Source organism: Streptomyces sp. NPDC054932 (assembly GCF_053610205.1).
In genome coordinates, this window is record NZ_JBSGXU010000151.1 from 1 (window position 1) to 20,098 (window position 20,098).

At 70.9% G+C, this 20,098-nt stretch carries 22 protein-coding genes and 1 rRNA gene; 12 read left to right on the forward strand and 11 right to left on the reverse strand.

Going from position 1 to position 20,098, the window contains the following annotated elements; translation table 11 throughout:
• Positions 1–140 precede the first annotated feature (140 nt).
• A 5S ribosomal RNA gene (rrf, locus tag ACWGE1_RS30455) occupies positions 141–257 on the forward strand.
• 116 nt (positions 258–373) lie between these two features.
• A complete protein-coding gene (locus ACWGE1_RS30460; protein WP_453423699.1) occupies positions 374–925 on the forward strand; it encodes a GNAT family N-acetyltransferase in 552 nt (183 codons plus the stop codon).
• Here ACWGE1_RS30460 and ACWGE1_RS30465 read toward each other — a convergent pair.
• From ACWGE1_RS30465 to ACWGE1_RS30490, 6 genes are all read right to left on the reverse strand, one after another.
• Entirely contained in the window at positions 922–2,424 is a 1,503-nt protein-coding gene (locus tag ACWGE1_RS30465; protein WP_453423684.1) for a type VI secretion protein, read from the reverse strand. The genes ACWGE1_RS30460 and ACWGE1_RS30465 overlap by 4 nt on opposite strands.
• 2 nt (positions 2,425–2,426) lie before the next feature.
• Entirely contained in the window at positions 2,427–3,842 is a 1,416-nt protein-coding gene (locus ACWGE1_RS30470; RefSeq protein ID WP_453423685.1) for an ATP-binding protein, read from the reverse strand.
• Between the two features lie 19 nt (positions 3,843–3,861).
• Complete coding sequence (locus tag ACWGE1_RS30475; protein ID WP_453423686.1) at positions 3,862–5,424, reverse strand: SCO6880 family protein; 1,563 nt, start codon at positions 5,422–5,424, stop codon at positions 3,862–3,864.
• Positions 5,421–6,737 (reverse strand): hypothetical protein, encoded by a 1,317-nt coding sequence (locus ACWGE1_RS30480; protein WP_453423687.1) that lies wholly within the window; start codon positions 6,735–6,737, stop codon positions 5,421–5,423. The genes ACWGE1_RS30475 and ACWGE1_RS30480 overlap by 4 nt, the downstream gene beginning before the upstream one ends.
• Positions 6,727–7,560 (reverse strand): hypothetical protein, encoded by an 834-nt coding sequence (locus tag ACWGE1_RS30485; RefSeq protein ID WP_453423688.1) that lies wholly within the window; start codon positions 7,558–7,560, stop codon positions 6,727–6,729. The genes ACWGE1_RS30480 and ACWGE1_RS30485 overlap by 11 nt, the downstream gene beginning before the upstream one ends.
• Positions 7,561–7,662: 102 nt before the next feature.
• A complete protein-coding gene (locus tag ACWGE1_RS30490; RefSeq protein ID WP_008742356.1) occupies positions 7,663–7,971 on the reverse strand; it encodes a hypothetical protein in 309 nt (102 codons plus the stop codon).
• A gap of 296 nt (positions 7,972–8,267) precedes the next feature.
• On the opposite strand from ACWGE1_RS30490, the gene ACWGE1_RS30495 reads away from it, so the two are divergent.
• Positions 8,268–9,422 carry an alpha/beta fold hydrolase gene (locus ACWGE1_RS30495; RefSeq protein WP_453423689.1) on the forward strand — a complete coding sequence of 385 codons (1,155 nt, stop codon included), beginning with the start codon at positions 8,268–8,270 and terminating at the stop codon, positions 9,420–9,422.
• 130 nt (positions 9,423–9,552) lie between these two features.
• Here the strand turns inward: ACWGE1_RS30495 and ACWGE1_RS30500 are convergent, their stop codons facing one another.
• Positions 9,553–10,425: a pentapeptide repeat-containing protein gene (locus ACWGE1_RS30500; protein ID WP_453423700.1), complete on the reverse strand. Its 873-nt coding sequence runs from the start codon at positions 10,423–10,425 to the stop codon at positions 9,553–9,555.
• A gap of 42 nt (positions 10,426–10,467) precedes the next feature.
• Between ACWGE1_RS30500 and ACWGE1_RS30505 the strand changes: the two genes are divergently transcribed.
• From ACWGE1_RS30505 to ACWGE1_RS30525, 5 genes are all read left to right on the forward strand, one after another.
• Positions 10,468–11,076, forward strand: a complete 609-nt coding sequence (locus ACWGE1_RS30505) for a LysE family translocator (protein ID WP_385154548.1) — start codon at positions 10,468–10,470, stop codon at positions 11,074–11,076.
• Between the two features lie 51 nt (positions 11,077–11,127).
• Complete coding sequence (locus ACWGE1_RS30510) at positions 11,128–11,922, forward strand: thioesterase family protein (protein WP_453423690.1); 795 nt, start codon at positions 11,128–11,130, stop codon at positions 11,920–11,922.
• Between the two features lie 47 nt (positions 11,923–11,969).
• Positions 11,970–13,721 carry a serine/threonine-protein kinase gene (locus tag ACWGE1_RS30515; protein WP_453423691.1) on the forward strand — a complete coding sequence of 584 codons (1,752 nt, stop codon included), beginning with the start codon at positions 11,970–11,972 and terminating at the stop codon, positions 13,719–13,721.
• A gap of 58 nt (positions 13,722–13,779) precedes the next feature.
• Entirely contained in the window at positions 13,780–14,796 is a 1,017-nt protein-coding gene (locus ACWGE1_RS30520; RefSeq protein ID WP_453423692.1) for a C40 family peptidase, read from the forward strand.
• Between the two features lie 204 nt (positions 14,797–15,000).
• Complete coding sequence (locus ACWGE1_RS30525) at positions 15,001–15,726, forward strand: phosphatase PAP2 family protein (RefSeq protein ID WP_453423693.1); 726 nt, start codon at positions 15,001–15,003, stop codon at positions 15,724–15,726.
• A 15-nt stretch (positions 15,727–15,741) separates the two neighbouring features.
• Here the strand turns inward: ACWGE1_RS30525 and ACWGE1_RS30530 are convergent, their stop codons facing one another.
• From ACWGE1_RS30530 to ACWGE1_RS30540, 3 genes are read right to left on the reverse strand one after another with little or no spacing between them, the layout of a single operon-like run.
• The gene (locus ACWGE1_RS30530; protein WP_453423694.1) at positions 15,742–15,900 is read right to left on the reverse strand and encodes a hypothetical protein; all 159 of its coding nucleotides are present in this window, start codon (positions 15,898–15,900) and stop codon (positions 15,742–15,744) included.
• Positions 15,897–16,109 (reverse strand): hypothetical protein, encoded by a 213-nt coding sequence (locus tag ACWGE1_RS30535; RefSeq protein ID WP_453423695.1) that lies wholly within the window; start codon positions 16,107–16,109, stop codon positions 15,897–15,899. Before ACWGE1_RS30535 ends, ACWGE1_RS30530 begins: the two co-directional genes overlap by 4 nt.
• 54 nt (positions 16,110–16,163) lie before the next feature.
• The gene (locus tag ACWGE1_RS30540; RefSeq protein ID WP_453423696.1) at positions 16,164–16,409 is read right to left on the reverse strand and encodes a hypothetical protein; all 246 of its coding nucleotides are present in this window, start codon (positions 16,407–16,409) and stop codon (positions 16,164–16,166) included.
• Positions 16,410–16,540: 131 nt separating this feature from the next.
• On the opposite strand from ACWGE1_RS30540, the gene ACWGE1_RS30545 reads away from it, so the two are divergent.
• On the forward strand, positions 16,541–17,371 hold the full coding sequence (locus tag ACWGE1_RS30545) for a hypothetical protein (protein WP_453423697.1): 831 nt from the start codon (positions 16,541–16,543) through the stop codon (positions 17,369–17,371).
• Between the two features lie 175 nt (positions 17,372–17,546).
• Positions 17,547–17,693, forward strand: coding sequence for a hypothetical protein (locus ACWGE1_RS30550; protein WP_167751170.1), 147 nt, complete (start codon positions 17,547–17,549; stop codon positions 17,691–17,693).
• Between the two features lie 50 nt (positions 17,694–17,743).
• On the opposite strand, the gene ACWGE1_RS30555 is transcribed toward ACWGE1_RS30550, so the two are convergent.
• A complete protein-coding gene (locus ACWGE1_RS30555) occupies positions 17,744–18,085 on the reverse strand; it encodes a metal-sensitive transcriptional regulator (RefSeq protein WP_327263202.1) in 342 nt (113 codons plus the stop codon).
• Positions 18,086–18,279: 194 nt separating this feature from the next.
• Between ACWGE1_RS30555 and ACWGE1_RS30560 the strand changes: the two genes are divergently transcribed.
• The gene (locus ACWGE1_RS30560) at positions 18,280–18,900 is read left to right on the forward strand and encodes a DUF47 domain-containing protein (RefSeq protein ID WP_008742369.1); all 621 of its coding nucleotides are present in this window, start codon (positions 18,280–18,282) and stop codon (positions 18,898–18,900) included.
• A gap of 5 nt (positions 18,901–18,905) precedes the next feature.
• Positions 18,906–19,904: an anion permease gene (locus ACWGE1_RS30565; protein ID WP_453423698.1), complete on the forward strand. Its 999-nt coding sequence runs from the start codon at positions 18,906–18,908 to the stop codon at positions 19,902–19,904.
• Positions 19,905–20,098 lie beyond the last annotated feature (194 nt).

The window sequence follows — 20,098 nt, forward strand, 5'->3', positions numbered from 1 at the left end:
CCAGATGTGGAAGCCCGGTAACGGGTGAAGCTGACTGGTACTAATAGGCCGAGGGCTTGTCCTCAGTTGCTCGCGTCCACTGTGTTAGTTCTGAAATAACGAACAGCTGTGTCAACACCAGCGTTCAAATTTCATAGTGTTTCGGTGGTCATAGCGTTAGGGAAACGCCCGGTTACATTCCGAACCCGGAAGCTAAGCCTTTCAGCGCCGATGGTACTGCAGGGGGGACCCTGTGGGAGAGTAGGACGCCGCCGAACAATCATTGTGGGAAAGCCCCGCACCAGCCCTTCACGGGCTCGGTGCGGGGCTTTTCTGCGTTTATCCGGATGTAGCCTGGATGCCTCGCTGGTTAGGATCACCGACTATGAGCGATATCCAGCACGTAATACGTCCGGTGCGTGACGACGAGTGGGAGAAGGTCAAGGAGCTGCGGATCGCCTCCTTGCACGATGCTGCCGCGCCCATTGCCTTCCTCGACACCGCCGAGCTGGCCGAGGCCCGGCCCGACAGCTTCTGGCAGGAGAGGACCGCCGGCGCCGCCTCCGGGCGGGCCGCGCGGCAGTTCGTGGCCGTGGGGCCCGACGGGGTGTGGAACGGCACCGTGACCGTGCTCGTCGAGGAGCTCGGCACCACCGATTTCCTCGACCGGGAGATCGAGACGACCCAGGGGCACATCGTCGGCGTCTTCGTCCGCGAGGGCCTGCGGGGCACCGGACTGGCCGAGGAGCTCTTCCGGGCCGGGCTGGAGTGGGCCTGGTCGTTGGAGGGGCCCGCGCTGGAACGCGTACGCCTCTACGTGCACGAGCGGAACGAGCGGGCGCAGGCCTTCTACCGGCGTACGGGGTTCCAGGACAGTGGCGTGCGGGTGCCGTTGGAGAGCGACCCGTCCGCCAAGGAGCTGGAATTCGTCTTCCCGAGGCCTTAAGGCAGGTCGGCCCCGGGCCAGCGGGATCGGGCCTGCTCGCGGCTGCGGCACAGGGCGAGCAGGGGGAGCGTGCCCTCCGTCAGGAGCTCCGGGAGCTGGGGGATCGGGGCCACCGCGGCCACGTCGTCCAGCACCAGGGAAAGTGGTGGGTCGAGCCGACCGTGGGATGACCGTGCGGCCATGCGGCGGCCGTGCTCGACCACGTGAGAGGCGAGTGCGGTGAGCAGGGGCATCGCACCCGGGTGGGTGCGGGGATCCTCCAGAGGTTCACCCACCAGGTAGAGGGTGCCCCCTTCGGCGACGAATGATGCCAGCGTGAGGGCATCCGTTCGGTTCGGGTTGCAGGCCTCGCGGATGTGGATCGAGGTCAGGCAGGACAGGGCCCGGGCCGTCAGGTTCTGGGCGAGTTCCCGGCGTTCGGGGTGGGCGGTGAGTGCGCTCTCCAGCTCGCCGGCCGCTCCGGGGGCGGCCTGTGGGTGGGTGCGCAGGATGCGTACCGGGTCCTGGGCGCTGTTGCCCTGGGCCCAGCGGTGGAGGAGCTTGAACGGGCGGTCCTCCAGGGCGGCGGCCTGGAGCCAGCTGCGCAGGAGGGTCTCCGCGGTGTCGGCCACGGCCGCGTCGATGCGGGCCTGTGGGCGTACGGGGGCCAGCAGGGCGATCGCGCGGGCCGCGGCGGTGTCGCGGTCGGCGCATCCCTCGGCCGGGTTCCAGTGCATGCGGGCCGGGGTGTCGCACAGGTGGGAGGGGTCGTAGAGGAGGACCGGGCCGAGTTTGGCGCGGGCGTCCTTGGTCTCGGCCCAGAGGGCGGGCGAGGAGGTGACGACGAGGGCTGCGCCGACGGCTGCGCCGATGCGGTGTGCTGCGGCGCGGATGCGGTCGTCGGGGCCGGCGTACGCGAGGCCGTCCTCGGGGGCGGTGGTGGTGGCGGCCGCTGCGGGTGTGGGCCCGGGTGCGTAGCCGAAGCCGTAGCGGTATGCCTCGTCGGACGGCGCGGGCGGTCCGCCGGGGGCGCCTTTCGCGGACCCGCGTGCTTCGAACGCCGGCGGGGTCGCAGGGGTGGGGGAGCTGACCGCGGAGCCGTGTGCCTCGAAGGCCGGCGGGGCGGGGGTGGGGTCCGGTGGCGCCGAACCCGCCAGGGCACGCCGGGATTTGGTGCGGGCGATGATGCCGATGGCGAAGACGGTGAGTACGAAGATCACCAGGAGCTGGCTGACGAACAGGCCCCAGAACAGGCCCCAGCCCGAGAGGGCCGCCGGGTCGGTGTCCGGCCAGGCGCCCGGGATGTCGTGCGGCTGCGCTATCAGGGCGCGGACTGCCCCCGGGGTCCGGGTGAAGGTGACGGTGTCGGGCCAGGCGCCCTTGGCGAGGACGGCGGCCAGGCCGGTGGCCGACCAGACGAGGACGGCGACCCCCAGGAGGAAGGCCAGGAGACCGACCAGCAGGCCGTCCGGGATGCCGCCGCCGCGCGCGGGGGGCTCCGTACGTCGTGCTTCGTGCATGGTCAGGCCACCGTGGTCGCGGAACCCGGGCCGCCGCGGCGGCGCTCGATGGACAGGGCCCTTTCCTCCGCCTCGAGTTCGGCGGCGAGCATGTCGGCGGGGAGACGGCTGGGGGCGGAGGACTCGGTCATGGCCCGGTCCGTGAAGACGAGGGGGCGTTCGGCTTCGGTGATCAGGTGTTTGACCACCTGGACGTTGCCGTTGACGTCCCAGACCGCGATGCCGGGGGTGAGGGTCGGGATGATCTCGACCGCCCAGCGCGGGAGGCCGAGTACGCGGCCGGTGGCGCGGGCCTCGTCGGCCTTCTGGGCGTAGATGGTGCGGGTGGAGGCCATCTTGAGGATCGCCGCGGCTTCGCGTGCGGCGGCTCCGTCGACGACGTCGGAGAGGTGGTGGACGACGGCGACGAAGGACAGGCCGAGGCGGCGGCCGAACTTCAGCAGGCGCTGGAACAGCTGTGCGACGAAGGGGCTGTTGATGATGTGCCAGGCCTCCTCGACGAGGAAGATGCGCTTCTTCCGGTCGGGGCGGATCCAGGTGTGCTCCAGCCAGACGCCGACGATCGCCATGAGGATCGGCATCGCGATGGAGTTGCGGTCGATGTGGGAGAGGTCGAAGACGATCAGCGGGGCGTCGAGGTCGATGCCGACGGTGGTCGGGCCGTCGAACATGCCGCGCAGGTCGCCGTCGACGAGGCGGTCGATGACGAGCGCGACGTCGAGGCCCCAGGCCCGGACATCGTCTATGTCGACGTTCATCGCGAGGGCGGATTCGGGCTCGGGGTGACGCAGTTGCTCCACGATGTCGGTCAGGACCGGCTGGCGGGTGGTGATGGTGTCCACCACGTAGGCGTGCGCGACCTTGAGCGCGAAGCCGGCGCGCTCGTCGAGGCCGTGGCCCATGGCGACCTCGATGATGGTCCGGAGCAGCGCGAGCTGACCGGTCGCGGTGATCGCCGGGTCGAGGGGGTTGAGGCGGATCCCGTCGTCGTTGGCGGCGATGGGGTCCAGGCGGATGGGGGTTATCCCCAGCTGCTGGGCGATCAGGTTCCATTCGCCGACGCCGTCCTCGCCCTGGGCGTCGAGGACGACGACCTGGCGGTCCTTGAAACGGAGCTGGCGCAGGACGTACGTCTTCTCCAGCGCGGACTTGCCGTTTCCGGATTCGCCGAGGACCAGCCAGTGGGGGGCCGGCAGCTGCTGTCCGTAGAGCTGGAAGGGGTCGTAGATGTAGCCCTTGCCGCTGTAGACCTCGCGGCCGATGATGACGCCGGAGTCGCCGAGGCCGGGGGCGGCGGTGGGCAGGTAGACGGCTTGCGCCTGCCCGGTGGAGGTGCGGACGGGCAGGCGCGTGGTTTCGACTTTGCCGAAGAGGAAGCTGGTGAAGGCGTCCGTCAGGGCGGACATGGGATCTCGCATGGGCGGCACTTCCCTCCAGCTAGCGTCGGATGCCGGTGGCGAACGGCAAGGTGTTGACGAAGGCGCGGTGGTGCTCGCGGTCGCACCATTCCAGCTTCAGGTAGGACTTGCCGGCGGAGGCGCGGATCGTGCGCTTGTCGCGGGCGAGTGCCTCCGGTGAACGCGAGGACACCGTGATGTACCCGACCAGGTTGACTCCTGCCGCACCGCTCGCGAGATCTTCACCTCTTTGGTCGAGCCGGCCGTGGGCGGCGATGTCGCGGGGGTCGACGGTCCGGTTCATCTTGGCGGCGCGGGAGGCGTCGGCCTCGTCGTTGGTCTTCTCGGTGAGCATGCGCTCGATGGCCACCTCGGTGGGCTCCAGGTCCATGGTGACGGCGACGGTGCGGATCACGTCGGGGGTGTGGACGAGCAGCGGGGCGAGGAAGTTGACGCCGACCGGTGTCATCGGCCACTCCTTGACCCAGGCGGTGGCGTGGCACCAGGGGGCGCGGGTGGAGGACTCGCGGGTCTTGGCCTGGAGGAAGGTGGGTTCGACCGCGTCGAGCTCGGCCGGCCAGGCGTTGCGCTTGGTCATGGCCTGGATGTGGTCGATGGGGTGGTCCGGGTCGTACATGGAGTGCACGAGGGAGGAGAGGCGGCCCTGGCCGAGGGGCTGGCGGACGCGGATGTCGGCCTCGGCGAGGCGGGCGCAGATGTCGGTGAGCTCGCGGGCCATGACGATGGCGAGGCCGGCGTCGCGGTCGAGCTTGCGGCCCTTGTGGGGGGTGCCGGCGCGGGCGATGGCGTTGGCCTCGGCGGCGAGTTCGCGCGTGTAGTGCATACAGGCGACGAGGTACGCGCGGTGCTGCTCGGAGGAGGTGGACACCATCGACTGGAGCTGGTCGTAGGACTCGCGCAGCCAGCCGGGGGCCTGGGTGTCGCCGCGCTGGGCCACGTCCTTGGCGTGTGCGTCCGGGTCGGCGGGCAGGGTGCGGGCGAGCATCTGGAGGCGGGTGACGAAGCCGTCGCCGTTGGCCACGTGCTTGAGGAGCGTGCCGAAGCGGTCGACGAGGGCTTCCTGGTCCTCGCTGTCGCGCAGGCCGACGCCGGGGCCCTCGATCTCGATGGCGGCGGTGACGGTGCGGCGGTCCGCGTGGAGGAGGACGGCGATCTCGTCGGGGCCGAAGGGGGCGGCGAGCCAGTTGATCCGGCCGATGCCGGGGGGCGGGCCGACCTCGACCTCGCGGCCGTCGGAGCCGCGGATGCCGGCTTCCATGGCGCCCGAGCGGTACGTGGTGCCGCGTCGCAGGGTCCGCTTGTAGCTGCGGCTGATCTCGAACCAGCGGTAGAAGGTGCGGCCCTTGTACGGGACGTAGACGGCGGCGAGCGCGAGCATGGGGAAGCCGGCGAGGCTGACGATGCGCAGGGTGAGGTCGGGGACGAGCAGTCCGCTCATCATGCCGAAGAACGCCCCGGCGATGATCAGGGCGATCTCGCCGGTCTCGCGGTTCTTGCCGACGATCGCGTTCGGCCGGGCCCGGCCGATGAGATACGTGCGGCGGGGCGCGACCGGGTGCAGCTGGTGGGACTGGGTCGTCAACGCCCGTCACCTCCTGTGTTCCTCGTGCTCGAACTCGTGCGGGGCGGGGGTGCGGCGGAGGGGACAGATCCGCCGCCTGCTCCGCCGCCGGAGGTGGGTCGGCTGCTGTGGGCCGCGACGCCTCCGGAGAGGGGGTTGGCGGGGCGGGGCGCGCTGTTGCCGCCGCCGTCGCCTCCGCGGTGGGCGCCGCGGCTGCTGTGGGTCTTGATGCCCTGGGAGACGAGGGAGGCCGGGGAGCTGATGACGGCGGCCGCCTGGGCGCCGTCGGTGGCCTTGCTGCGGCCCGCGCGGGCGGAGGCGATCTCGTCGCCGAAGCCGGGGACGAAGCGGTAGATCATGGCGGAGGCGAAGATCGCCAGCAGGATGATGGCGAGGCCGGTGACGACGGCGGAGAAGGCGTTGGGCCCCTTTTCGCCGGTCAGGGCGCCGGCGAGGCCGAGGACGATGACGATGACCGGCTTCACGAGGATGACGGCGATCATGATGCCGGCCCAGCGGCGGACGTGGCCCCAGAGGTTGCGGTCGACGAGCCCGGAGTAGACGACGACGCCGAGGAGGGCGCCGACGTAGAGGAGGGCGGCCCGGATGAACAGCTCCAGGTAGAGCACGCCGGCGGCGAGGACGGTGACGAGTGCGACGACGATCAGCATGATCGGGCCGCCGCCGATGTCGTCGCCCTTCTTGAGGGCTTCGGAGAAGGAGCCGAAGAAGACGTCGGTCTGGCCGCCGGCGGCGGAGGCGATGACCTCGGTGACGCCGTCGGTTGCGGAGACGACGGTGTAGAGGACGAGGGGGGTGAACGCGGAGGCGAGGACGGTGAGCCAGAGGAAGCCGATGGCTTCGGACATGGCGGTGGTGAGGGGGACTCCGCGGACGGCTCGTTTGGCGACGGCGAAGAGCCAGAGGACGAGGGTGAGGATGGTGGAGGCGGCGAAGACGACGGAGTACTGCTTGAGGAAGGCGGGGTTGGTGAAGTCGACCTCGGCCGAGCCCTTGACCGCTTCGCTGAGCTTGGTGACGATCCAGGCCGCGGCGTCGGCGCAGCCGCGGGCCAGGGAGGCGAGGGGGTTGAGGGCGTCGGCCGGGTCGCTGGGTGCGAGGCCGGGAGGTCCGCCGGTTCCGCCGTTGCCGCGCTCGCAGTAGTCCCGGGCCGGCCCCGCGATCAGCGCGCAGGGGTCATTGGTCGTGGTGGGCGCCGGAGGGGTCGGGTCCGGGGCCGCCACTGCGCGGGTTGCGAACACTACGACCGCGGTCTGGACGGCTGCAGCCGCAGCGCCGATGCCGAGGGCCGAGAGCCTGGGGCTACCGGGCATAGGTGAACCCTCCGAATTCGGTGACCGCGCTGCTGATCTCGCCGGACCCGGACACGGCGTTGTCACCGGTGACCGGGGTAGGACCGTCCTTCTGTGAGGTTTCGACGATTCTCCAGTCGGAGCCGTTCCACTTCATCGTGATGGAGATGGTGAACCAGCCACTGGTCACCGGGCGCGTGGACTTTTCGCCGGTGAGTCCGAACATGGCGATGCACCACACGTCGACGGCGGCGGTGTCTCCGGCGTAGCTCTTGACCTTGGTCCCGGCGGGAACGGAGCGGCTGACGAAGGTGGTGCCCGCCGGGGCGAGGCCGTCCTTGGTCAGACCGATCTGGGAGAGGAGAGCGGCGGAGTAGTCGGCGTCGTAGCGGGACTGGAGCTTCGCCCGTGTGCTGTCGTCGGCGAGGGCGTCCACGATGGCGCGTCTGCGCGCAGGATTGAACATGCCGTCAGAGCCCACCGCCACCGCGTAGTTGGCGGCGGCCGACTGGGCTCCCTGTTCGTCGTGGGCGAAGCCCTTGGGGATGCCTGCCGATTTGCCCGTCACCGGGTCCGTGCCCGTGGCCGCCGTGGAGGAGTCCGTCGGGGGTTTGTCCGAGGCGGGGTCCGACGGGGTGTCCGGGGCGGAGTTGGCGAAGGCGATCGCGGCGATCAGGAGGACCACCACGCCGACCACGGTGATCAGGCTGCGGGAGGTGCGGGGTGTGCGGCGGGTGGGGCCGTACGGGTCGGGCGGGGAGTCCGGGAGGCGGGTGCGGGTCTGGCCGGTGCCGCCGACCTCGCCGTGGCCGCCGGCGCCGCCGTACTGGTCGTCGTTGCTCATTCCCTGTTCGCCCCCTCCGCGTCGTACGACGGTAGCGCTGGTTCCCGCGTGGATGTGGTGTGGTGATGCGTCATCAGCTACGGGGCCCGGCGCGTGACCCGGCTAGACGGCCATCCCGTAGACGATCGTGAACAGGGTCCCGAGGGAGCCGATGATGAAGACTCCGGTCAGTCCGGCCACGATCAGGCCCTTGCCCTGTTCCGCGCTGAATGTGTCGCGCAGGGCGGTCGCGCCGATGCGCTGTTTGGCCGCACCCCAGATGGCGATGCCCAGGCAGAGCAGGATGGCCACGGCCATGACCACCTCGATCATGACCTTCGCTTCGTTGCCGAGACTGCCGAAAGGCCCCCAGTTCGGGGCGATTCCGCCGATGATGGTGGTGATGTCGCCCTTTTCGGCTGCCAGGATCATGTAACTCACCGCCCCTGTATGGGTAGTTCCGGAAGCCCCTTGCCCGACGGCAGGGGTTACGCACTATCTTCGCTGATGAAACCGCTGCCGTCGTCGACTTGACGGCTCTCTTTACCCGATCTCGCGGCCTGCGATCCGCTTCCGCGCTCTGACCTGGGCAGGGGCGGCATCCACGCGCATGAACATGCGGTCACTCTGTGTATCACGGAGGGTGACGCCGGGCAATGATTGTCGTCTCGGCGTACGGAAGGTGGCGTCGCGTGTCGTTGTCAGTGGGGTGCGGCAGGCTGGGGAGCATGACGACTCCTTGGACTCTCGCGGACCTCGAGGCGGCCATCCGGGCGGGGTGGTCGGCCGCGACCAGCGAGCCCGCCGACATCACGAGGATCCCCTGGACGCCGGAGAATCCGGCCTGGGGGCACTGTGACATCACCGCCCTCGTGGTGCAGGACCTGGTGGGTGGGGACCTGATGGTGGGTGAGGTGTTCCACGAGGGCCGGCAGGAGGGCTACCACTGGTGGAACGTGCTGCCCGGGGGCATCCGGATCGATCTGACGCGGGAGCAGTTCCGTAGGGGTGAGACGGTCACTCCGGGGCGGGTCGTGAAGCGGCCGGCCGGGCGGTTGTCGAGGCGGTGGGAGGAGTACCAGCTGCTGCGGCAGCGGGTCATCGACAAGCTGGGGCCGTTGCCCGGTGCGACGGTGACGCGGGACGGGCGGCGGCTCGCCCATACGGACTTCGGGGGGCCGGGGGCTCCGCTGCTGGCGTTGCACGGGCACTTCGAGGCGGGGGCGACGGCCTTCGGGCGGCTGGCCATGGAGCTGGGTCCGGCGTGGCGGGTGATCGCCCTGGACCAGCGGGGGCACGGGGAGTCCGACCGGGCGGGCGAGTACACGCGGGACGGGTACGTCGCGGATGCGGAGGCCCTGCTGGAGCAGCTGGGACTGGGGCCGGCGGTGGTGCTGGGGCATTCGCTGGGCGGGGTCAATGCGTACCAGCTCGCGGCGCGGCGGCCGGATCTGGTGCGGGCGGTGGTGGTCGAGGACATCGGGGCGGTGGTCGACGGCGACCTGTCGTTCGCGCGGGAGTGGCCGAGACGGGCCGCGACCCGGGCCGGGTTCCTGGCGGGGGTGGGGAGTGCGGCTCCGTACCTGGAGGGGTCCTTGAGGGAGTACCCGGACGGGTGGGGGGCCGCGTTCGAGGTGGAGGACATGGTGGAGTCGCAGCGGGGGCTGAACGGGGACCACTGGGGGGACTGGCTGCGGGTGCGGAAGCCGACGCTGCTGGTGCGGGGGGACCGGAGCGGGGTGCTGTCGGCGGAGCACGCGCGGGAGATGACGGTGCGGAGGGCGGGGGTGCGGTTGGTCGAGCTGCCGGCGGGGCATGCGGTGCGGGTCGGGGACCCGGAGGGGTACTTCGCTGCCGTGCGGGGGTTCTTGGCGCGGGTGTGAGTCCGCCGGCACCCACCGGCGTGCGCCGGTGCCGGGGCTCCGCCCCGGACCCCGTGCCTCAAACGCCGGCGGGGCTGGAGAGGCGACGGGCGGGGCTGGGGGCTGGAAGTGGGCGTTGGGAGGGGGGGGCTCAGGTCCAGTGGGTGGGGCGGGTGAGGGTCGGGGGGATGCGGGTGGCGGGGTCGCCCTGGGCGGCGTTCAGCTGGGCCTGGGTGAGGAAGACGGCGTCGCGCAGGTCCGCGCCGCGGAGGTTGGCGTCGCGCAGGTCCGCGCCGATCAGGTCGGCCGTGCGCAGGTCGGCGCCGTTCAGGTCGGCGGCGATCAGGTAGGCGCCGCGCAGGTTCGCGCTGCGGAGGTCGGCTCCGGCGAGGCGGGCGCCCATCAGGTCGGCGCCGCGGTGGTTCTTCCTGCGGCCCGGAGCCTTGGCCCGTACGAGTTCGCTGGTCTTCAGGAGCAGGGTGTTGATCCGCTGGCGGAGCGCGCCGACGTCCAGGTCCGTCAGGGTCTGCGCATCGGCGCGGGTCAGTTCCTCGGCCTCCGTCAGGGCGCGGCGCAGGTCCGGGTGGACCGGGGCGGCGGCCGGGAGGGTGAGGGCCTCGCTGACGTAGAAGAGCAGCTCGTGCAGCTGCCGCAGTACGGGGAAGACCTCGAACATCGCCCGGGCCGTGCCGGGGTGGGTGCGCCAGTCGCGGCCGCCGAAGGTGACCTGTGAGACCTGCTGGCCCGCGCCGAAGCAGTCGAAGACGGTGCAGCCCTGGAACCCCTTGTCGCGCAGGCGGGTGTGGATTCCGCAGCGGAAGTCCTGCTGCAGGTTCTTGCAGGGGGTTCCGGCGGGCTTGTTCACGGCGAAGTCGTTGGACTTGGCGAAGGGGAGGGCCACGCAGCAGAGCGCGAAGCAGTTCGCGCAGTCGGCCTGCAGGACGGGGAGCTCGGGGAGGTCGGGGAGGGCAGCGGGGGTACTCGGCACCCGTCCATTGTCGCCGCTCGAGGGCCCGGCGGGCATTCGGGGCTTGATCCACGGGGTGGTGGCGGTGAGCATCCCCGTATGACAGAAGTGATCGCAGTCGCCGTCATCACCCTTCTCGCCGTGATCAGTCCCGGCGCCGATTTCGCCATGGTGGTCCGCAACAGCTATCTCTACGGGCGCCCCACCGGGCTGTTCGCCGCCGCCGGTGTCGCGGCCGGCGTGCTGGTCCACGTCTCCTACACGATGCTCGGGGTCGGTCTGCTGATCGCCTCCTCCACCACGCTGTTCACCGTGATCAAGCTGGCGGGTGCGGCCTATCTGGTGTGGATCGGGATACGGACGTTCCGGGCGCGGGCCGAGGTGACCGTGGACCTGGAGTCGAAGCCGCAGCTGACCCGGCTGGGGGCGATGCGGTCGGGGTTCCTGACCAATGTGCTCAACCCCAAGACGACGCTGTTCGTGGTGTCGACCTTCACGCAGGTGGTCAACCCGGACACGCCGCTGTGGCAGCAGGCGGGCTACGGGCTGTTCATGTCGGCGGCGCACCTGGGCTGGTTCGCGGCCGTGGCGCTGTTCTTCTCCGTCTCGCGGCTGCGGGACCGGATGCTGAAGGCGCAGAAGGCGCTGAACCGGGCCATCGGGTCGGTGCTGGTGGGGCTGGGGGTGGGGCTGGGGTTCGCCCGCTGACCGCCGGCGCGGGGCTGGTGTCGTTGGTTACCTGTCGGTAGCGTTCAGGGTATGGGCGCTGCCGAGGGGTTCTTCGAACGACTTGATGCCGGGCGGTTCACCGCCACCGAGTACACGCGCGGGCCGTGGGACCCGGGCTCGCAGCACGCCGGGCCGCCGGCCGCGCTGCTCGGGCGGGCCGTCGAGGAGCGGCCGGGTGCGCGTACGGACATGCGGATCGCCCGGATCACGTACGAGATCCTGCGCCCGGTGCCGATCGGCGAGCTGGAGATCACCACGAACGTGCTGCGGGCCGGGCGCGGGACCGAGGTGGTCGAGGCCGCCCTCGCCCCGGCGGGCGGCGCGCCCGTGATGCTGGCCCGGGCGCTGCGGATCCGGGTCGCCGAGGAGGCCGTGCCGGCCGTGGTCCCGGGGCCGCAGCTGCCGCCGCCCGGTGAGGTGGAGGTGACGCCGTTCTTCCCGGTGCCGTGGGAGACCGGTTACCACTCGGCCATGGAGACGCGGTTCACCGAGGGTGCCTTCGTCGAACTGGGGCCCGGGACCTGCTGGATGCGGATGAAGGTGCCGCTGGTCGCCGGGGAGGAGACCAGGCCGCTGGACCGGGTGCTGATCGCCGCCGACTCGGGGAACGGGATCAGCTCGGTGATGGACTTCGGGCGGTACGTCTTCATCAACGGTGACCTGACGGTCCACCTGCACCGCCATCCGGTGGGCGAGTGGGCGTGCGTGGAGGCCCGTACGAGTGTGGACGCGGCCGGGATCGGGCTCGCGGACGCGCTGCTGCACGACGAGAAGGGGCCCATCGGGCGCAGCGCGCAGAGCCTGTTCGTCGCGCCGCGTTCCTAGTCAACCCGCCTCCGTGGCACGGAAGTCGGTGTGGCAGGCTCGGGCGGATGGAGGCCCTGAGAGACGTCGACCCCGCACAGATCGGGGTGCACGCGCTGTTGGCCCGGCTCGGCGCCGGGGGGATGGGGCAGGTGTACCTCGGGCGGTCGCCCGGCGGTCGCCTGGTCGCCGTGAAGGTGATCCGGGACGAGATCACCGGGCATCCGGAGGCGCTGGCCCGGTTCCGGCGTGAGGCCGAGACGGTTCGTGCGGTGCGGTCGGCGTACACGGCGAACCTGATCGACGCCTCCCTGGCGGGGGCTCCGTACTGGTTGGCGACCGAGTACGTGGCGGGTCCGACGCTCAGCCATGCCGTGGTGCAGCGCGGCGGCTTGCCCGCGGACACCTGCCGGCGGCTGTTCGCGGCGCTCGCGGAGGGTCTGGCGAGTGTGCACGCGCACGGGGTGACGCACCGGGACCTCAAGCCGCAGAACGTGATCCTGGGGGCGCAGGGGCCGCAGCTCATCGACTTCGGCATCGCGCGCGGTGTGGGCGAGACGGCTCTCACGCAGGACGGGCAGGCGCCGGGGACGCCGGGGTACACCGCGCCCGAGGTGCTGCTGGGTGCGGAGGCCGGCGCCGCGGCGGACGTCTTCGCGCTGGGCGCGACGCTCGCGTACGCGGCGACGGGGCGGCCGCCGTTCGGTACGGGCGTGGCGGCGACGGTGAGCTACCGCGCGGTGCACGAGCCGATCGACGTGGCCGGGGTGGAGCCGGGGCTGGCGGACCTGATCGGGGCCTGCGTGGCGAAGGACCCGGCGGCGCGGCCGGATCCGGCCGAGGTCATCGCCCGGTGCGGGGTGCGGGACGCGCTGGTCGACGATCCGGTGTACCTCGGGCTCGGGGCGCTGGGCGAGGACGTACCGGTGCACGAGATGCGGACCCAGGGGCCCGGGCTGGTGCACGGCTACACCCCGACCCAGGGTGTGGCCGCGGCCGCGGCCTCGGCCGCTGCCGCGCAGAGGCGTGGGCGGCGGACGGGCGTCTGGGTGGCTGCGGGGGTCGCGCTGGCCGTGGTGGGCGCCGTGGCGGTGTGGAAGTTGCCGCTTGGGGGCGAGGGCGGTCGGGGCGGCGCGGACGACCGGGCCGGCGGGCAGGAGCAGGGCCGGAGCCCGGCCGGGCCGACGCCCGCCACGGATGGCCGGGTGCCGGCCGGGCAGACGCCTGCGCCCGGTGGTGGGGCGACCGGCGGTCCGGCGGCCCAGTCACCGGCGGCCCAGTCACCGGCGGCGCAGTCCCCGGCGGGTCCGCCCACGTACATCAGGCAGACCGAGCCCAATCTGGACGACTACAACCCGATCCACCGCCTCTGCACGAGGCCCGAGGAGGAGCGCGGCATCCTGGACTTCCAGACCGCGCTGCCCAGGAGCATGGACGACCCGCAGCTGAAGACGGGCAAGGTCGAGATCGGGTTCCGGGTCAAGAACGCGCTCCCCGACGTGCCGCCCTACTACGTGTCCGTCGTCGTGAAGCCGCAGCACGAGGTCGACGAGAACGGCCGGTCCACGCAGGTGACGGACAACCGTCAGCTCGGGTTCGTTGCCAAGGCGCGGGACCTGTACGAAGGTGACGAGGTGGAGTGGAAGTTCGTCACGTACCCGGACGACTTCTCCATGCAGCTGAACGGCAGGACCGTCAAGGCGCCTCCGCTCTCGCAGGATCCCGGTGGCTGGACGGTGGTGTTCCGGCATGCCGTATCGGACACGGAACACAAGAGCTTCATCTGCGAGGGCTTCGACAGTGGGCCGCAAAAGGGATGAATCCGACACGTAACGGCGAATCCCGGTGAAAGACCGGTCGATGGGGGAGGGTTGACGGGTGCGCAGATTCTGGGTGATCAGCGGGATCAGCTTCGGGGCGTGTCTGTGCTTCGTCGCTCTCCTCGTGGTCGGCACGTACTCCGCCGCCGCGGGCATCGCGGGCGCCGGAGGCCGTCCCGTCGGCCTCGCCAAGGGCGCCGTGCCGGGGAAGTACCAGGCCCTGGTCCAGAAGTGGGGCGTCCTCTGCCCGACCCTGAGCCCGGCCATCCTCGCCGCCCAGCTCTACTCCGAGAGCGGCTGGGACCCGCATATCGTGAGCCCTGCCGATGCGCGCGGTATCGCCCAGTTCATCCCCGGCACCTGGGCCACGCACGGGATCGACGGCGACGGCGACGGCGACCGTGACATCTGGGACCCGAACGACGCGATCCCCTCGGCCGCTTCGTACGACTGTGAACTCGCGCGCTACGTGCGCAGGGTCCCCGGAGACCCCGTCTCGAACATGCTGGCCGCCTACAACGCCGGTCCGGGTGCGGTGACGCAGCATCAGGGCGTCCCGCCGTTCCGCGAGACCCAGGGGTACGTGAAGGCCATCACCACCCTCGCGAAGAGCTTCGAGCGGCCCGTCGGGCGGGTTGCGCCCTCGCAACAGGCCGCCGGGGCCATCTACTTCGCGCAGAAGCAGCTCGGTACGCCGTACCTGTGGGGCGGCAACGGGACGCCCGATCAGGACGGGCGGTTCGACTGTTCCGGTCTGACCAAGGCCGCGTACGAGACCGTGGGGATCGAGTTGCCGCGGGTGGCGAACGACCAGTACAACGCCGGGTCGCATCCTTCGCGCGATCAACTCCTGCCCGGCGATCTCGTCTTCTTCTCCGATGATCTGACGAACTCTCGGGAGATCCGGCACGTCGGGCTGTACGTGGGCGGCGGCTACATGATCAACGCCCCTTACACCGGTGCCGTGATCCGGTTCGACAAGATCGACACGCCCGACTACTTCGGTGCGACGCGCGTGACGAAGGATGGTGCGGAGGCCCTTCCGGCACGCCCCGCCGCAGGTCGGGCGTCGTAGTAACTCTCCGTCAGGCAAAGGCCCTGAGCTGCGACGATGAGTCACTCTTCGATAACGTTGGAGTGATCATTCCGTGGAGAATGGAACGTAGGAGCCAGAACGGGCGTTCCATGAATACGGGGGTTGATCAAGTGGGGGTGGAGCGGCGCACCAAGGGGGTGCGTCCGCAGGGGAAACCACGGCAAGGCAAGGGGCCGCATCACCATGGCTGGACTCACAACAGGTGGGCCGAACGTGGATGTCAGCCTGCTGTACGAGATCAACGGAGCGGCCCGGCATGCTCCGGCGTGGCTGGACCGGGTCGTGAGCCTGGCCGGTGAGTACGGGATCCTGCTGGCCCTGGTGCTCCTGGTCCTGTGGTGCTGGCGCGGTGCGCGCCGGCAGGACGACGCCCCGGCGGTCGACACCTTCGCCGCGCTCGTGTGGGCCCCGCTGGCCGCCGCGCTGGCCCTGCTCGTGAATGTGCCCCTGCGTGAATTCGTCGGCAGGTCGCGGCCGTTCGTGCAGCACCAGGGCCTGCAGGTGCTCGACCCCGGCTTCGGCTTCGGGCTCGGACGCACCGAGTTCTCCTTCGTCAGCGGCCACACCACCCTCGCGATGGCCCTGGGCGTGGGCCTGTTCGTGGCGAACCGGAGGATCGGGCTCCTGGGGATCGGGCTGGCGTTCGCCGAGGGCTTCTCCCGCGTCTACATGGGCATCCACTACCCGACCGACGTCATCGGCGGCCTCGCGCTCGGCACCGCCGTGGTGCTCGTGCTCGCGCCGCTCGCGATGGCGGCGCTGACCCCGTTGGTGCGGGCGGTGGGCCGCTCCCGGCGCCTGGGCCGGCTCGTACGGGCCAAGAACCGCGCGCTGCCGCGGCCGGTCGGTCTGCCGCAGGCCCAGACCCCGCCGGGGCAGCGGTCGCACGAGAGCGACCTCGCCGCCTGACCCCTGCGGTACGGGCTAGGTCCGCCCGTACGCCAGCCATACGTGCCATGCGGCGAGCAGCCCGGCCACCAGCAGGCACAGCAGTGCACCCCCGAAGCACATCCGTACCGCGGTCGGGCGGGGCCGCGGCCGGGTGGTCCGGGTCCGGGTCCGGGTCCGTGTCCGGGGCGTCACGGATCGCCGCCTTCGGCGTCGCGGCGGTACCGGTGGCGCAGCCACCAGCCGGTGGCGACGGCCGCGGCGGAGGTGAGCCCGATGGCCAGGACCACGTCGGCCGGGCTGTTCGCCGAGCCCACGGGTCTGGCCGAGGCCGCGGCGGCCGGGGCGAACGCGATGAGCAGGGCCCAGAGAAGGGTCGCGAGGCGGGCTGCGGATCCTGGCATGAGTCAAGGGCATCCGCTGCGGCGCGCCCCGGCCAGTCGGGCCGTCCGAACGGGCTAGGTGTGTTCGGGGAGGTTGGTGCCGCGGCTGGCGGGTGTGTGGCGGGTGGCGTCCTTGCGGGCCAGGTCGCGGGAGCGGCGGGCCGGGCCGCTCCAGCCGCAGGTGCAGACGGCCAGGCAGAACGATCCGCGGTCGGTGGTGGATGTGGTGTGTCCGGTCGGCGGCTCCGGCTGTGCGTGCGGCCGCGGGAGCGGCAGGGAGTCGAGCGGAGGGACCAGGGTCGCGTCGGTGTGCGGTTCCACACGACCACGGTACCGGGGCGGGCGGCGCGCGGGGAGGGTGCGCCCCCGTGACGGGAAACCCCGGACCTCGTTAAACGGAGCGGGTGGGGGCCTCGGGCAAGCAGCGGTCATGCGTTGGGGGTTGGCAGGCGATGGTGGATCACCGGCACAGGCGACCGCACGGGCGTGCGGGTGAGGCGGTGCTCGCCCTCGGCGTCACCCTGGCGGTCACGGCGATGAGCGGGTGCGCGGGCGGCGGGAAGGACGACCGGCCGCAGGTGGACGCGGCGGCGGTGGTCCGCGGGGCCGCCGACGCGCTGGCGAGGACCGGCAGTGCCCGGGCCCGTACGGCCATGGAGATGGCCACGGGCGGGACCCGGGTCACGATCCGCGGCGAGGGCGGCGTCGACTTCAAGAAGCGGATGGGACAGCTCCTGGTGATGCTCCCGGCCGATGTGAAGGGCAAGGCCGAGCACCGGCCCATCACCGAGCTGCTCGTGCCGGGCGCGCTGTACATGAAGAACCGCGGCGCGGGCGTCCCGGACGACAAGTGGGTCCGGGTGGACACGACGACCTTGAGCGACGGGAACCTGGTCACGGGCGGGGCCACCGATCCGCTGGTCGCGGCCGAGCTGCTGCGGGGTGCGCAGGAGGTGACGTACGTGGGGGAGACCGAGGTGGCGGGCACCAAGGTGCGGCACTACCGGGGGACCACCGACATCGGGCGGGCCGCGGCGAGTGCGTCGCAGGAGGTACGGGGGGCGCTGGAGGCGGCGGCGAAAGGGTTCAGCAAGGACACGGTGCCCTTCGACGTCTACCTGGACGAGGAGGGGCGGATGCGGAAGGTCCGGCACCGGTTCACGTACGTCAACAATGGCGTGATCGATGTGTCCTCGACGACGCTCCTGTACGGATTCGGGACGCCGGTGACCGTCGTATTGCCCGCAATCGGGGACATTTACGCCGGGAAGATCGCCGACTAGTGGGACGGGCGGGCAGCGGGCGGCGCGATCGGGCCATGGCCCGGTATCCGGAAATGGTCCATCCGTGTCATGCGGGGGGAGTCGCGGCCTCCCTACGCTGAGAAGCCGGGCGCAGGCGAGTGGTGCGGCATGACCGACGACGGCCGGTGGCCGGTGGCAGATAGAGGTGACACGCGTGACTCCCGCAGGCGGTACGACGGTGCAGGACCACGTTGCTCTCGCCGAGATCGAGCTGTGCGGTGAACTGATCATCGCCGCCTCGGCGGCCGCCGAGGAGCGGCTCAGCCTGGACCGCATCGACGAGGTCCTGCTCGGTCGGTAGGGACTCGGTCGGTAGGGAGGGGTGCCGGGCCGGGTCCCGGCCCGGGCGGGTCAGGTCCGCAGGAGGCGGGCGATGGCCTTGGTGGCCTCCTCGACCTTGGCGTCGATCTCGGTGCCGCCCTTGACCGCGGCGTCGGCGACGCAGTGCCGCAGGTGTTCCTCCAGCAGCTGGAGCGCGAAGGACTGCAGTGCCTTCGTGCTCGCGGAGACCTGGGTGAGTATGTCGATGCAGTAGACGTCCTCGTCGACGAGCCGCTGGAGGCCGCGGATCTGGCCCTCGATCCGGCGCAGCCGTTTCAGGTGCTCGTCCTTCTGGTGGTGATAGCCGTGGACGGCTGCGGGAGCGGCCGTGCCGGACTCGGCTCCGGAGCCCTCCGCCTCGATGGTCGTCATAGGTCCTCCCGTGGTCCGGAATGAGGGATGCATACCCCTCATGGGTATAGGGTACTGGGCCCTGCCGCCCGGGGCGGGGGTCCGTGGTCCTCACTCTGCCCGATGGAGGACACTGTGGAACGGCCGGTTAGCCGTGGCCGGGGGATGCGCCTAGCATCAGCCTGACCGAACCCAATGCACCCCGAGGACCTCACGTGCGATTTCGTCTGACCCCCAGGGAGACGAGCTTCTACGACATGTTCGCCGCATCCGCGGACAACATCGTCACGGGCTCCAAGCTCCTGATGGAACTGCTCGGAGCGGACTCCTCCGCCCGGGCCGAGATCGCGGAGCGGATGCGGGCGGCGGAGCACGCGGGGGACGACGCCACCCACGCGATCTTCCACCAGCTGAACTCCTCCTTCATCACGCCGTTCGACCGCGAGGACATCTACAACCTGGCCTCGTCGCTCGACGACATCATGGACTTCATGGAGGAGGCCGTCGACCTGGTCGTCCTCTACAACGTGGAGGAGCTCCCGAAGGGTGTCGAGCAGCAGATCGAGGTGCTGGCGCGCGCGGCCGAGCTGACCGCCGAGGCCATGCCGCACCTGCGGACGATGGACAACCTGACCGAGTACTGGATCGAGGTCAACCGTCTGGAGAACCAGGCCGACCAGATCCACCGCAAGCTGCTCGCCCAGCTCTTCAACGGCAAGTACGACGCCATCGAGGTGCTGAAGCTCAAGCAGATCGTCGACGTGCTCGAAGAGGCGGCCGACGCGTTCGAGCACGTTGCGAACACGGTGGAGACCATCGCGGTCAAGGAGTCCTGAACCACGTGGACACCTTTGCTCTGGTCGTGACCATCGGTGTCGCGCTCGGTTTCACATATACGAACGGTTTCCACGACTCGGCGAACGCGATCGCGACGTCGGTCTCGACGCGGGCGCTGACGCCGCGCGCGGCGCTGGCGATGGCCGCGGTGATGAACCTCGCCGGCGCCTTCCTGGGCAGCGGCGTGGCCAAGACGGTCAGCCAGGGCCTGATCGAGACGCCCCACGGCGCCACGGGGATGTGGATCCTCTTCGCGGCGCTGGTCGGCGCGATCGTCTGGAACCTGATCACCTGGTACTTCGGGCTGCCCTCGTCCTCCTCGCACGCCCTCTTCGGCGGCATGGTGGGTGCGGCGCTGGCCGGCGGTACGGAGGTGATCTGGTCGGGCGTGGTCGACAAGGTCGTCATCCCGATGTTCGTCTCGCCGGTCGTCGGTCTGGTCGTCGGTTACCTGGTGATGGTGGCCATCCTGTGGATGTTCCGCCGGTCCAACCCGCACAAGGCCAAGCACGGCTTCCGCATCGCGCAGACGGTGTCGGCGGCCGCGATGGCGCTCGGCCACGGTCTGCAGGACGCGCAGAAGACGATGGGCATCGTCGTGATGGCCCTGGTCATCGCCGACGTGCAGACCTCCGACGCGCCGATCCCGGTGTGGGTCAAGGTCGCGTGTGCGGTGATGCTGTCGCTGGGTACGTACGCGGGTGGCTGGCGCATCATGCGTACGCTCGGCCGCAAGATCATCGAGCTGGACCCGCCGCAGGGCTTCGCGGCCGAGACCACGGGCGCCTCGATCATGTTCGGTTCGGCGTACCTCTTCCACGCGCCGATCTCCACCACCCACGTGATCACCTCGGCGATCATGGGCGTGGGCGCGACCAAGCGCGTGAACGCGGTCCGCTGGGGCGTCGCCAAGAACATCATCCTGGGCTGGTTCATCACGATGCCGGCCGCGGCTCTGGTCGCGGCGGTCAGCTTCTGGGTCGTGAATCTGGCCTTCGGCTAGCGGTGCCGCCGCCCCCTGCCGGGGGTCCGGGGGTCATCCCCCGGGGGCTGCAGTATCACGGTGCCGGCCCCTGCCGGGGTCCGGGACACGAAGCGGGCCGGCTCCCCCCCCCCCGCGGGCGCCCGCCCGTATATTTAGTTCGCCCTGACGTGGGACCCCCAAGCAACACCCCCGGACGGGATGTCCCGGATAAG

Excerpts from the sequence above, each read along its gene's own strand:
- ACWGE1_RS30465 (WP_453423684.1), bottom strand. The coding sequence starts at position 2,424 with ATGCACGAAGCACGACGTACGGAGCCCCCCGCGCGCGGCGGCGGCATC.
- ACWGE1_RS30470 (WP_453423685.1), bottom strand. The coding sequence starts at position 3,842 with ATGCGAGATCCCATGTCCGCCCTGACGGACGCCTTCACCAGCTTCCTC.
- ACWGE1_RS30480 (WP_453423687.1), bottom strand. The coding sequence starts at position 6,737 with ATGCCCGGTAGCCCCAGGCTCTCGGCCCTCGGCATCGGCGCTGCGGCT.
- ACWGE1_RS30485 (WP_453423688.1), bottom strand. The coding sequence starts at position 7,560 with ATGAGCAACGACGACCAGTACGGCGGCGCCGGCGGCCACGGCGAGGTC.
- ACWGE1_RS30490 (WP_008742356.1), bottom strand. The coding sequence starts at position 7,971 with ATGATCCTGGCAGCCGAAAAGGGCGACATCACCACCATCATCGGCGGA.
- ACWGE1_RS30495 (WP_453423689.1), top strand. The coding sequence starts at position 8,268 with ATGACGACTCCTTGGACTCTCGCGGACCTCGAGGCGGCCATCCGGGCG.
- ACWGE1_RS30500 (WP_453423700.1), bottom strand. The coding sequence starts at position 10,425 with ATGCCCGCCGGGCCCTCGAGCGGCGACAATGGACGGGTGCCGAGTACC.
- ACWGE1_RS30505 (WP_385154548.1), top strand. The coding sequence starts at position 10,468 with ATGACAGAAGTGATCGCAGTCGCCGTCATCACCCTTCTCGCCGTGATC.
- ACWGE1_RS30510 (WP_453423690.1), top strand. The coding sequence starts at position 11,128 with ATGGGCGCTGCCGAGGGGTTCTTCGAACGACTTGATGCCGGGCGGTTC.
- ACWGE1_RS30515 (WP_453423691.1), top strand. The coding sequence starts at position 11,970 with ATGGAGGCCCTGAGAGACGTCGACCCCGCACAGATCGGGGTGCACGCG.
- ACWGE1_RS30525 (WP_453423693.1), top strand. The coding sequence starts at position 15,001 with ATGGCTGGACTCACAACAGGTGGGCCGAACGTGGATGTCAGCCTGCTG.
- ACWGE1_RS30535 (WP_453423695.1), bottom strand. The coding sequence starts at position 16,109 with ATGCCAGGATCCGCAGCCCGCCTCGCGACCCTTCTCTGGGCCCTGCTC.
- ACWGE1_RS30545 (WP_453423697.1), top strand. The coding sequence starts at position 16,541 with ATGGTGGATCACCGGCACAGGCGACCGCACGGGCGTGCGGGTGAGGCG.
- ACWGE1_RS30555 (WP_327263202.1), bottom strand. The coding sequence starts at position 18,085 with ATGACGACCATCGAGGCGGAGGGCTCCGGAGCCGAGTCCGGCACGGCC.